Raw genomic sequence first — 11,997 nt, 5'->3', positions numbered from 1 at the left:
CACAGTTTACACAACGGAATCAAGCAACAGGAACGGGGAGGAGAGTTGTCATGAAGCGTAAATCCGGCCTGCTGCGGTCCCAGATCTCAGAGCTGCGAATATGCCTTGCGTGGCTGGGAGTGTTATCGCTGGCGCTGGGAGCGGCGATCGTCGGCCAGGCAGCGCTGTTTGCGGAGATAGTCGAGCGGATATTGGCGGAGGGTGCCGTCTTCCAGGGGATTTTCGCTCCGCTTGCCGCTTTGGCGGCGGTGATGACGCTGCGTGTATTGCTGTCGCACGGCAACGGACGCCTTGGTTTGCATATGGCAGCCGAGGCGAAGACGTCACTGCGTGCCAAGGTGCTGCGCAAGCTGACCGGCGGTACGCTGCAGGCTGCCTTGGACGGACGTGCAGGCGGGAAGGTGAGTCTTACGCTGGATGCAGTTGACGAGGCGGACAGTTATTTCAGCCAGTATGTGCCGCGTATGATGGAGACTGTGCTCATTCCTCCGATTCTTTTGGTCGCCGTTTTTACTCAGCATGCCTTTTCAGGGCTGATCATGCTGCTGACCGCGCCTTTTATCCCGATTTTTATGGTGCTGATCGGCATGCAAACAAGAAAAAAATCGGAGGATAAAGTGGAGCAGCTGGCGGTGTTCTCAGGTACCTTTCTTGATTCACTCCAGGGACTGGCAACGCTGAAGCTGTTCGGGCGGACGGAGGAGCGGCAGCGGGAAATCGAGCGCAGCAGCCTTGGCTTTCGCGATGCGACGATGGGCATTTTGCGGGTTGCGTTTACCAACTCGCTTATGCTGGAATTAATCGTGATGCTGAGCATCGGATTGCTTGCGCTGGAGCTGGCGCTGCGTTTGCTTGTTTACCGTTCCCTCGCTTTCGGGCCGGCGTTTTTTATTTTGCTTCTGGCTCCGGAGTTCTACAGTCTGCTAAAAAACATGGGTACGGCTTTTCACAGCGGGCGCACGGCGATGGGGGCAGTGCGCAAGGTGGAGGAGCTGCTGGAGGAATCGGCAATGGGGCAAGAAAATGAAGCAGTGGACAGCGGAGCAAGTCCGCGTGACGCTGAGGTGCGTTACGGCGGCACAAGCCGGCCGGAGCGCAGCGGGCAAGCGGGTTTCCCCGCTGACGAAATGGCGTGGAACCGTGAGCCACCCCTGATCGAGTTAAGGCAGCTGTGTTTTCGGTATAAGCCCGGCGGATTTGCGCTAGCCGCCGATACGGCTAGCATCGCGCCGCGCTCGCGGGTCGCAATCGTCGGCAGCAGCGGATCCGGTAAAACCACCTTGCTGCATCTGATCGCCGGGTTGCTGCGGCCGCTTTCGGGAGCTGTGCTGGTGAACGGCCGTCCGCTCGCCGACTATGCGGAGGAAACATGGTATCGGCATATTGGCTATATTACTCAGCATCCTTATATTTTTGCCGGAACTTTTGCAGAAAATGTGGCGATCGGGGCTGACCGCGAGGTTTCCCGCGCCGAAATTGCCGATGCCGTTGGGCAGGCGGAATTGACGGGGCTTGCGGCCGAATGGGAGTACGGCTATGACACGATGGTCGGCGAAGGAGGACGGGGCTTATCCGGGGGTGAAAAACAGCGGTTGGCGTTGGCCCGGGCATTCCTGAAGCGCCCGTCCGTTATTTTGTTTGACGAGCCGACCGTCGGTCTTGACTTGAGTACCGAGCGCATTTTGCAGCGGTCGATGGACGAATTGGCCAAACAAGCAACAATGATCACGGTGGCGCATCGGTTGTATACGATCCGTCATGCCGACCTTATTTTGTATATGGAGAACGGCGTGCTGCTGGACAGCGGCCGCCATGAGGAACTGATGCGGCGTTTGCCGCAGTATGCCGAGATGGTGGAGGTTCAACGGAAGGGGGGATTGCAGTGAAGGAGCTGAGCTTGCTGAGCTACGCGCTGATCCGGGAACGCAAAGATATTGCCATTGCCATCGTCGTCGGCTTTGTGGCCGGCGCCGGCGGAGTGAGCTTGTTTGCCGGCAGCAGCTATTTGATCGCACAGACAGTGTTTGTCCCGCCGCTCTATACCTTGATAGTACTGATTTCGGTAGTGAAGCTGCTCGGGTTGCTCCGGGCGTTTGGCCGGTATGCGGAACGGCTTTATTCCCATCGCGCAACATTTTCGATATTGAGCCGGTTGCGCAGCTCGTTTTTTGCCAAGCTGGTTCCGCTTGTCCCCGGGAAGCTGGGCGCAATGAGAAGCGGAGATTTACTGGCGCGTATCGTTGGCGACATAGAGACCTTGCAGCACTTTTTTTTGCGCGTCGCTTATCCTCCGCTTGTTTTGTCGATGGTGTTTCTGTCCACAGTTTTGTTTGCTTCCTTTTTTTCGCTGTGGGTCGCTTGTGTGCTGGTGATTGGCCTGCTGACATCGGCTTTTGTCATCCCTGCGCTGGTGCTGCTCGGTCAGCGCAGGCTACGCAGCCGCGTTCGGATGCAGAGAGCCTCGCTGGCAACCGAGGTAACCGAAGCGCTTTACGGATACCGCGACTTGAAGGTATACGGGCTGATGGGCAAAAGGGAGCAGCGGTTGCAGCAAGCCGCGGCTGAGCTGACCGACGGGCAGCAGGCAGCAGCCCGCCATTTGCTGCGCGGCCAGTCGCTGCATGGCCTGGTCACTATGCTGGCGGCCTGGTGTGTGCTTGCGACAGGCGCCGTGTTGGTGACGGACGGATCGTTGGCTGCCGTCTTTCTGGCTATGCTGGTTATGGCGACCCTCACCTTGTTTGAAGAAGCGGCAGCCTTGGCGACGCTCCCGCTGTATAAGCAGGACAGCGAGCACGCTGCCGGGCGGCTGGCCGAAACGTTTGGCGAAGCTGAAGCGGCGCCGTCCCCAACGTTTGAAGCGCTTCCCGTTCAGCATGCTGTTGCGGTTGAGTTTCGCGGCATATCTTTCCGTTATGCGGAGCAATGGCGTCCTGCGCTGCGCGATATTACGCTCCGAATCGCGGCGGGATCAAAGACGGCGATTGTCGGGCCAAGCGGCGCAGGTAAAACAACGTTATTCGAGCTGATACTCAAACTTCATACGCCAAGTGAAGGCGAGGTCAGGTTGAACGGTATTCCAACGGCGCAGCTGGACGAAACATCCATATGGCGATCGGCCCATGTGATGCTGCAAAACAGCCATTTTTTTCGTGGTACGATCCGTGACAATCTGCTGCTGGACGAGGAACGCCGGAACGACGAGGAGCTGCTGGGAATTTTGCACGACATGCAGTTGCCGAACCGCTCGCTAGAAGATCCGGTCTACGAAAGAGGAGAGAACTTGTCCGCAGGCGAAAAACAGCGTCTCGCCTTGGCCCGAATGCTGGCCAAAAACGGCCGTTTCTGGCTGCTCGATGAGCCGACGGCTTCACTGGACGCTGTAACGGAGCAGCGCATATTCCGGAATTTGTTCTCGCGGGCGGCCAACGATACGCTGATTTTGATCTGCCACCGGCTAAGCGGTCTGGAAGCGATGGATCAAATCGTGGTCATCGATCAAGGGAGGGTGGTCGAATCGGGCAGCTTCCCGCAGTTGATGGAGAATAAGGGATATTTTTATGAGATGAAGTTAATCGAGCAGCAAGTCATTGGAGATAACGGATAAACGGCTCGGAATGCAGCAGCGGCTGAAGCGGATTAGCCCGGATTTGTCCGTAGTCATTCCGCACGAAAACGGGGCAGTGGCTATTGCTAGGATCCTTCAGATTGTATAAAAATGCTCTTACCGGGCAAAGAAAACGCCCCCCCGCATTTTGCTGAAAGTGCGAAGGGGGCCTTGTGCGTGTCAAACCGGCTGATTAACCAAAAAAATCCTTTGCCGCCAACTGATTGAGTGTTACCATTCCGACCAGCGAGCCGTTTTTAACGACGGGTAAGCCGCTTATTTTCTGCTGTGTCATGAGACGAATCGCTTCGCTAACGGAGCTGCCTGCATCAACCTTGTAAACGGAGGTACTCATTAAGTTCTCTACAGGCATGGAATCCGCTTGCTTCTCCGCATAGCCGCGGATCGCTAAATCTCTCTCCGTCACAACTCCGACCAACTGTTCATCCTTCACGACGGCAAGAACCCCGGCTTGACTGTGCTTCATAACCTGCGCGGCCTCGAATAAGGAAGCTTGAAGAGCGATGCTCGGCACTTCCTTCAACATAACTTGTTCGATGATCTGCTCATTCTTTAATACCTGATACATTCCCATAATCTTATCATCGGCGATCTGTCGGACTGCCTCCGGGATGGGGCACTCGTAATCAAGACCATGCGGGAACGTAGCTTTCCCCATATACACCGCTTCTATGCGCAATATAGCATCCGGGGATTCCAGCTTTCCCTTCACCGCACGAGTGTTAATACGTAAATAGTACACGTCTTCGTCCGAATGCTCTTGTATTTTGTAATCATAGGTGGCTCTTGTATACTCCCATTGCCACCTGACAAAGCCAAGCTTGGACGAGGTACCGTCCAAATAAGCCAAATCCGTTTCAATCCCGTGAATTTGCGTGTTTTCAATAATCATTTATAACTCCTCCATATTCATTTACATCATCCCGTATGACCGGCCTTCTAATCATATCGAAATGCTTCAGCGATGAAATGACTCCTAGGTGCTAGTTGGCGCTTACTCTAAAGAGAACGGCAGCATAATTCAACTATTAGACACACTTTGCAGGCGGGTAGCCCTATCATTCGCCAATCGCCCGGCTTGCCGAGGCTTCTCGATCTCTATTCGCTTCGGAGAAGCTGCCGCCTTGATCGGACAATCCGACTCCGGGAAATCCACGATCGCATTGATGCTACAAGCTGGGGAGTGTCGGCGAGTAGCGGTACTCCCATATAGCGGAATAAATGCAACGAGAAACCCCCGTTTGTCGTCGTTGAAACTGTGCCAGCGGGATGGGAGCTATTGAAAGCATCCGTTGGTAAATTTATCCTGCCGGTTCAATTCCACTTGCTACAAAAGGGGGTTGTCCGTTTTTACATAGAAGAGAAATTACTTTTTCTCCGCCAGCCACTTGGCCAGATTGACAAGTTCTTCATCCTTCAGTGTGCTTTTGAAAGAAGGCATGCCGCCTTTGCCGTTTTGAAGCACCTTATAAATTTGCTGATTGCTCAGCTTTCCGCCGACCTTCTGCAGATTCGGCCCGATCTTGCCTTCCAAATCGTTGCCGTGGCAGGCGATGCAGGACTGCTTGTAGATCGCTTCGGCCGCTTGCGCGTTAAGCGGCGTGTCGGGAAGGGCAGGAGCAGCGGCTTCCTGTTTTGCCTCGTTGCCATGGTTGCCCGCCTGCGTGAACAAAGTAACGATTCCTACAATGCACGCCACTCCGCACAGCGCTGCCATAGACCATTTATACATAGTAATCCACCTCCGATTTCGACACGATTATCCTAGCATCCACGTTCACTGCTTGTATATAGCTCTATAGTGTCATGCCATGCGATATTTGTGGAAAAAATGTGGCGGGATTTAATGACCGTGCATTTGGAGATATATGGTATATTTAAGGACATTTCACAAAAAATTCAGGTGCATAGCCCTATAGAGTCATGGAAACCGACTGGAAGCGTTATACAATCAAATTGATATTGCCTTTGTCTGACAGAGAGGTCAATCAAGGAAAAGAGGAATTTGCCGATGAAGCTGCATCAGAGAAAGATAAGCCGAAGTATGAAAATAGGCTGGTGCGTCATGTTGGCGGCCGTCATATGTTTGACAGGCTGCACCTCCGCCGACAAGCAGTCGGGTCAAGCAGCGCAGCCGAATCCGGCGACGGAGACAAGCAAGACAGCCGATAATAAGCAGCTGACCCTTATACACAGCCTACCGGTAGATACGCTTGACCCGCACAACGGCTGGACAGCGCTTAGAGCAGGAGTTACGGAAACACTGGTTCGTCTGGACGACAATATGCAGGTTTCGCCTTGGCTTGCTAGCAAGTGGGAGGCGAAGGGGCCGTCCACGTGGGTATTCACCTTGCGCGACAATGTCGAGTTTCAGGATGGCACCAAGCTCGACGCCATAGCAGCCAAAGCCTCTTTCGAGCGTGGCATCGCCGACAGCAAAGCGTTGGCTGCTTCTTTAAAAATCGCTTCCATCGAAGCGAAAGGCCTGGAGCTGACTTTCCAGACCAAAGAGCCGCATCCCGCTTTCCCGACGGAGCTTGTACACCCGACGGCAAGTATTATGAGCGTCGCTGCGGAGAAGGCGATGGGGAAAGATGCATTCAATAAAGCGCCGATCGGCACCGGCCCTTTCAAGGTTGCGGGTTTTGTTGCAGGCAAGGAGCTGACAGTCGTTCGTAACGACAAATATTGGGGCGACAAGGCGAAGCTCGCGACGGTCAAATTTCAATTTAATGCAGATGCCAATGTAAGAACGCTGGCTTTCCAATCGAAGCAGGCAGATATCGTGTACCATCTGGCTCCTGAGTCGCTGGCGACGATCAAGAAAGATCAGGAGCTGTCCGTACAGTCGGTCACGAGCCTCCGCACCCATTACTTTACATACAATCCGTCCAGCGCGAGTGTAAACGATATCCGGGTCCGTCAGGTGCTCGACAAGCTGATCGACCGCGATGCAATTGTCAAGGATATCATGCTCGGCCATGCGCTGCCAGCCAATGGGCCGTTCAACTCGAACCTTCCGTTCGGGAGCAAAAACGCCGCACAAAAGTTAGATCAAGCAGGGGCGCTTAAACTGCTGGAAAGCGCCGGGTACTCCAAAGGCAAAAGCGGAAAGCTGGAGAAGGACGGCAAACCGTTGACACTCAGGCTGATCGCCTTTACCGGCATTAATCCCGAGCTGCCCCTAATTCCGCAGCTGGTTCAATCGGAAGCTGCTAAGCTCGGCATCACGGTTAACATCGTTTCCGTCGAATATCCGGAAGTGTATATAGCCGACCACACCGACTGGGATATGTCGACTTCAAGTTATTTGACCTCTCCGAGAGGGGACGGCGGATCGTTCCTCAATTCAACTTACGTGCCGGGCGGTTCCTATAACCCTGCCAACATCCGCATCGATAAGTTAGATCCTATCCTGAAGGAACTAAACGGCACGGGAGATGTGACTAAGAGAAATGAGCTGACCCGCAAAGCGGTAGATGTTATCAAGGAGGCGTTTCCGCATTCCTATATCATTTATCCGAACATCCTGGTGGGAGTGAATCAGCGTGTAACGGGCTGGAAGCCGGGCGCCGAGGAATTCTACATCTTGACAAACAAAATGGATCTGAAATAGGAGGTATTGCAATTGGCAAACCGGGTGTTCCAGCTTGCCGTCGTATTGTTTTTCTTAAGTATGGTCACATTCATATTGATGAAGCTGGCGCCGGGCGATCCGGTGCTTGCTATTTTACGGGCAAGCGACGGAGCGCTGACGCAAGCCGGCAGAGAGGCCGTACGCGAAGAACTTGGGTTGAATTTGCCTGTGTACATCCAATACGCGAACTGGCTCACGAACATTGTTCTGCTTGATTGGGGCCGCTCAATGACAAGCAACCGGGATGTGTGGGATATGTTGAAGGAGCGGCTGCCCGCCACTGTCAGTCTGGCAGTTGGCGCAGGCGTCGTGCTGATGCTGTTTTCCTTCCCGCTGGGGGTGCTGTCCGCCAAATATAAAGGCAAGTTTCCCGACCTGGCAAGCCGGACGCTGGCGCTGCTCGGTTCATCCGTTCCGAGCTTCTGGCTTGGCTTGCTGCTTATCTATTTATTCGCTTACCGATTGAACTGGCTGCCTATGATGGGAAGCGGCAGCCTCCGCCATCTCATACTTCCTTCCTTTACGCTTGGCTTCGTCATGGCGCCCGAATATATTCGTCTCCTGCGCGCAGGACTGCTGGATACGCTGACGCAGGAGTACATACGGGCGGCGAGAGCAAGGGGAATTGCAGAATGGCGCATCACTCTGCGGCATGCGCTGCGTGCTGCACTGCTACCGATCGTCGCTGTGTCCGGCATCAGTCTGGGTTCACTGCTGGCCGGATCCGTCGTAACCGAGTCGCTGTTCGGCTGGCCCGGTCTTGGATGCTTGGCGATGGAAGCAATCAAGCTGCGCGATTATCCGGTCGTGCAGGGTTATGTTTTGTTGAGCGGCGCTTTTTTTCTAACGGCGAACTGGCTGGCCGACGTCGGACTGACGACGCTTGATCCGCGCATTCGAATTGTGAGGGGGCGGCGTGAACCGCGATGAGAAAGAAGTCGACTAGCCGATGGAGCGGAGCCGGCACGTTATGGACCCGATATGGCGGAGATTACTTCTTGCTGGTTTCAGGCGTAGTTATTTTACTTTTTTTTACCTTGCTCGCTTTGACCGGCGAGTGGCTGGTACCCAACAATCCGGTTATCGTTAATATGTCGGACCGGCTTCAGCCTCCCAGCCTTGTTTACCCTCTCGGAACGGATCATCTTGGGCGCTGCATATTGTCCAGATTAATGGCTGGAGCCCATACGACGCTTGGTTTGTCACTTGCCGTCATTGCCGTGGTCACAGCAATCGGCGTGCCGGTCGGCTTGCTGTCGGGATACCGGGGAGGACGTCTTGACGCCGTCCTGATGCGGATAGCCGACGGACTGGGCGCGCTGCCCGAATTTTTGATTGCAGTTGCGGTTGCCGGTTTCTTAGGCCCCGGACTCATAAACGTGATGATTGCCATCGCCTGCGTGAAATGGATTGGCTATGCCAGAATTGTCCGCGGAATCGTCATGTCCGAACGAAACAAAGAATACATCATGGCTTCCATTGCAGCCAGCAGCTCGGACCTTACGGTCATTACACGCCATTTGCTCAGACATGTCGCCTCGCCCCTCGCGATTGTCGCAGCGGGAGATATCGGACGTACCATATTGCTTATTTCGGCCCTTTCCTATTTGGGCCTCGGCGCGCAGCCTCCGGCTCCGGAGTGGGGGGCGATGCTTAACGACGGCCGGCCGTTTTTTATGGCGGAACCGCAATTGATGATTTATCCCGGCTTATGTATTCTGCTTGTCGTACTTGCATGTAATCAATTAAGCGACGGCTTGCGCGAATATCTGGATGTGCGAGGGGGAGCCGCCCGCAGGCAGCTGTAATATCGTAACGAAAGGAGTGGCAGGAATGGTTTCCTCTTACAACGAGCCGGGCGTCAGGCTGCTTCGGGATGGAGACACCATCGAACAGCAGCCCGCTTCAGGCGAAGAAGCGCCGGAACTCTTATCCATAAACCGCTTGACGATTGGGTTCACCGACCGAAGCGCAAGCCGCCAGCTCGTTCGCAACGTAAGTCTAAGCATTCGCCAAGGCGAGATGCTGGCGCTAATCGGGCAAAGCGGCAGCGGTAAAAGCTTGACCGCCGCCGCGATCGGAGGCATGCTGCAGAGCCCTCTGCGAGCTGTCTGGCAATTGAGGTTTAAGGACAGGGTTTTCGACAATTTGGACGGAGTGCGGCGCAAGCATTTGCGCGGCAAAGAAATCGGCTGGGTATCAGAACTACCGCGGCAGCTTTACCCCGTTCCATCGAATCGGCGATCAGCTGCTTGAGGTTGTTCATACACACGCGCGGATCCCAAAGAAAGAAGCGAAAAAGCGTATTTTTCGTTGGCTGGAGCGGGTCGGACTATCTCCGCAGCAAACATATGAAAGCTATTCGTTCGAGTTAAGCGGGGGACAGCTGCAGCGGATTGCATTGGCTGCGGCGTTAATCCCCGAACCGTCATTGCTCATAGCGGATGAGCCGACGACCGCACTGGATGTTGTGACAGGCGAGCATATTATGGATTTGATCGCCGATTTGCGGACGGAGACGGGCTGCGGCGTACTTTTTATCACGCATGATTTGCGTCATGTTTGGAGAAGAGCGGATCGGCTTGCGGTGATGAAGGAAGGTGTAATTGTCGATTCGGGTACTGCGCTTGAGCTGCGCGACAGCCCGGTGCATCCGTACACGCGGGAGTTGCTTGACGCCAGTTACAGATTGACCGGCAAGCCAACTTATCTCCCCGAAGCGGCTTCGCTTTCGGAGCCTGCGACCGAATACTTGAAGGCCGTCGGCCTTAGCAAGCAATATGGAGGCGCCGCAGCGACGGAGAGGGCGGTCGATCGGGTTTCGCTGCGCATTAGCGAGGGAGAATGCATCGGGCTGGTCGGAGAAAGCGGCTGCGGGAAAAGCACGTTGGCGCGGCTGCTGCTAGCCCTGGAACAGCCCGAGCATGGAGCCGTTCTGTTCCGGGAGCAAGCATTGGCCGGTGCAAGCAAGCAAGCGTTGCGCCAATTCCGCAGGCACGTTCAAGTGGTCTTTCAAGACTCGGCATCATCTCTCAACGATCGTCTGCCGATATGGCGCTCCGTGCTGGAGCCGCTGGACAACTACAAGGACGCACAGCCGGTGTTCTTCGAAGGACTGCAGCTGTCTCGCAGGGAGAAGGCGCTCCGGCTGCTGCGGATAACGGGTTTGGATGAAGAGCATATGGACCGTTACCCTCACGAGCTCAGCGGCGGACAACGGCAGCGCGCCTGCATTTCCCGCGGAATTAGCTTATGTCCGCAGCTGCTGATTTGCGACGAGCCGACGTCCAGTCTGGATATGCCGACCCAGCGGCAAATTTTGAACCTTCTCAAGCGGCTGCAGCGCGAATTGGGGATGTCCTTGCTGTTCATTTCGCACGATCTTGCAGCGGTTGGGCAATTGTGCGACCGTCTATTAGTGATGAAGGAGGGAAAAATCGTCGACGAATTTGCCGCAACAGAGCTTTGGAGCGAGAAGAGGCATCCGTATACGAGGCTGCTGATCTCCGCTGCGTTGTAAGGGATGATTTATTGGATAGAAAAACTATTGGCGCCGTTCATAAGCAAAAAAGAGCATCAGCGCACTTAAGATCGCACACAGCGTGTACATAAAAGAATAAGAATACAGGTCCGCAACCGGGCCCATAATGACACCGCCAAGCGAGACACCAAGGTCTGCCATGGCAATGAACAAGCCGACCAGCACGTTTCGGCTTTCCTGGGGCAGCACAAAAGTTAAATAGGTTGTCAACGTAGGGTAGAGAAGTGCTTGCGCAACACCCATCAGAACAGCGCCAGCATAGAAAAACACGACTCCGCCCGTGATCGAAAAACTTACAGATTGCGCTGCTATAGCAAGAAGAAGCATTATTGTCGTAACAAAAGCCGAATGCCACTTTCCGTCAGAAGGAATTTTCTTTCTTAAGACAAAACGTGCAGCAACTACGATTCCAGCCTGAAGCATGAGGTAAATCGCCGCATTGCCGTTTTGAATCTGTGCCGCATATAACGGGATAAAGGTGGTTACAGAGCCAAATACAAGGGATGCAATCAGCATCAGCATGCTGCATTTGAATAAATACGGATTTTTCACGAGTTGTCCGAAAGATTGCAGCATCGCAGCGCCTTGTTTTATTGAGCCGCCGGTCGGTTTACTTGCATTCCGGTCCATTTTGGCGCTAAAGCCCACGCCGCACGTAAGGAGAGCAATCGTGATCATCGCGGCTGTAAATACGTATGTCTCACCGGTCTGCCACATGCCAAGAGCGAGCAGGGGACCGATAATGCCCGGTATGGCAGCGCAAAGGGAATACATCGATATGCCCTGCGAACGTTCTTTATCGGGTAACGCGTCAATAAGGCCGAGTTGTAAAGCCATGGAGAAAAAAGCGGTACACACGCCTTGCATCATACGGGCAACAAAATAGCCTTCCAGGCCGGTAAACGTATAAGTCGAAAGCGCCAGTCCATTCATGACAAGAATGGCCCGCAGAACGGGAATGGGGCCGTATTTCTGAATAAGAAGGCCAGCCCACGGCCGGAAAAGCATCGTCGTAAACAAATACGCTCCCATAATGATGCCGATGGTCGTATTGGCGGCGCCCAGTGACTCACCCTTCAAAGGAATGAAAACGTTCAAGATCGCATTGGCGCTAAAATATAAAAGCGTCAAACCATATAACCTCAAAAAAGGCAAAGACAACGCACCTTTCAACAAGCCTGCTCCTTCCGC

At 54.2% G+C, this 11,997-nt stretch carries 10 protein-coding genes and 1 pseudogene; 8 read left to right on the top strand and 3 right to left on the bottom strand.

The genetic code is table 11. From position 1 onward, the window contains the following. Nucleotides 1–50 precede the first annotated feature (50 nt). Together cydD and cydC are read left to right on the top strand one after the other, a co-directional pair. Complete coding sequence (gene cydD / locus EYB31_RS34705; protein ID WP_131018176.1) at nucleotides 51–1,886, top strand: thiol reductant ABC exporter subunit CydD; 1,836 nt, start codon at nucleotides 51–53, stop codon at nucleotides 1,884–1,886. Then, complete coding sequence (gene cydC / locus EYB31_RS34700) at nucleotides 1,883–3,607, top strand: thiol reductant ABC exporter subunit CydC (protein WP_131018175.1); 1,725 nt, start codon at nucleotides 1,883–1,885, stop codon at nucleotides 3,605–3,607. Before cydD ends, cydC begins: the two co-directional genes overlap by 4 nt. Before the next feature lie 193 nt (nucleotides 3,608–3,800). Here cydC and EYB31_RS41620 read toward each other — a convergent pair whose 3' ends face one another. Both EYB31_RS41620 and EYB31_RS34690 read right to left on the bottom strand, forming a co-directional pair. After that, nucleotides 3,801–4,520: a YugN family protein gene (locus EYB31_RS41620; protein WP_131018174.1), complete on the bottom strand. Its 720-nt coding sequence runs from the start codon at nucleotides 4,518–4,520 to the stop codon at nucleotides 3,801–3,803. A gap of 474 nt (nucleotides 4,521–4,994) precedes the next feature. Further along, complete coding sequence (locus EYB31_RS34690; protein WP_131018173.1) at nucleotides 4,995–5,360, bottom strand: c-type cytochrome; 366 nt, start codon at nucleotides 5,358–5,360, stop codon at nucleotides 4,995–4,997. 312 nt (nucleotides 5,361–5,672) lie between these two features. On the opposite strand from EYB31_RS34690, the gene nikA reads away from it, so the two are divergent. The 6 genes and pseudogenes from nikA (at nucleotide 5,673) to EYB31_RS34665 (ending at nucleotide 10,785) form a co-directional block, all read left to right on the top strand. After that, nucleotides 5,673–7,244: a nickel ABC transporter substrate-binding protein gene (gene nikA, locus EYB31_RS34685; protein WP_240763162.1), complete on the top strand. Its 1,572-nt coding sequence runs from the start codon at nucleotides 5,673–5,675 to the stop codon at nucleotides 7,242–7,244. A 12-nt stretch (nucleotides 7,245–7,256) separates the two neighbouring features. Then, nucleotides 7,257–8,195 (top strand): nickel ABC transporter permease, encoded by a 939-nt coding sequence (gene nikB, locus EYB31_RS34680; RefSeq protein ID WP_240763161.1) that lies wholly within the window; start codon nucleotides 7,257–7,259, stop codon nucleotides 8,193–8,195. Beyond that, nucleotides 8,192–9,073: a nickel transporter permease gene (nikC, locus tag EYB31_RS34675; protein ID WP_131018171.1), complete on the top strand. Its 882-nt coding sequence runs from the start codon at nucleotides 8,192–8,194 to the stop codon at nucleotides 9,071–9,073. Before nikB ends, nikC begins: the two co-directional genes overlap by 4 nt. Before the next feature lie 25 nt (nucleotides 9,074–9,098). Continuing rightward, nucleotides 9,099–9,521, top strand: a complete 423-nt coding sequence (locus tag EYB31_RS34670) for an ATP-binding cassette domain-containing protein (RefSeq protein WP_165452774.1) — start codon at nucleotides 9,099–9,101, stop codon at nucleotides 9,519–9,521. Next, nucleotides 9,412–9,663 (top strand): annotated as a pseudogene (locus EYB31_RS41615) (ABC transporter ATP-binding protein); the annotation flags it as partial. The gene EYB31_RS34670 and the pseudogene EYB31_RS41615, both read left to right, overlap by 110 nt. A 3-nt stretch (nucleotides 9,664–9,666) precedes the next feature. Continuing rightward, entirely contained in the window at nucleotides 9,667–10,785 is a 1,119-nt protein-coding gene (locus EYB31_RS34665; RefSeq protein WP_131018169.1) for an ABC transporter ATP-binding protein, read from the top strand. A 24-nt stretch (nucleotides 10,786–10,809) separates the two neighbouring features. Here the strand turns inward: EYB31_RS34665 and cntE are convergent, their stop codons facing one another. Beyond that, nucleotides 10,810–11,979: a staphylopine family metallophore export MFS transporter CntE gene (cntE, locus tag EYB31_RS34660; RefSeq protein WP_131018168.1), complete on the bottom strand. Its 1,170-nt coding sequence runs from the start codon at nucleotides 11,977–11,979 to the stop codon at nucleotides 10,810–10,812. Nucleotides 11,980–11,997 lie beyond the last annotated feature (18 nt).

It is taken from the genome of Paenibacillus thalictri, assembly GCF_004307995.1.
GTDB classification, from domain to species: domain Bacteria; phylum Bacillota; class Bacilli; order Paenibacillales; family NBRC-103111; genus Paenibacillus_AF; species Paenibacillus_AF thalictri.
Note: the sequence above shows the minus strand (reverse complement) of the source record. Positions and strands in the feature narration are given on the sequence as shown.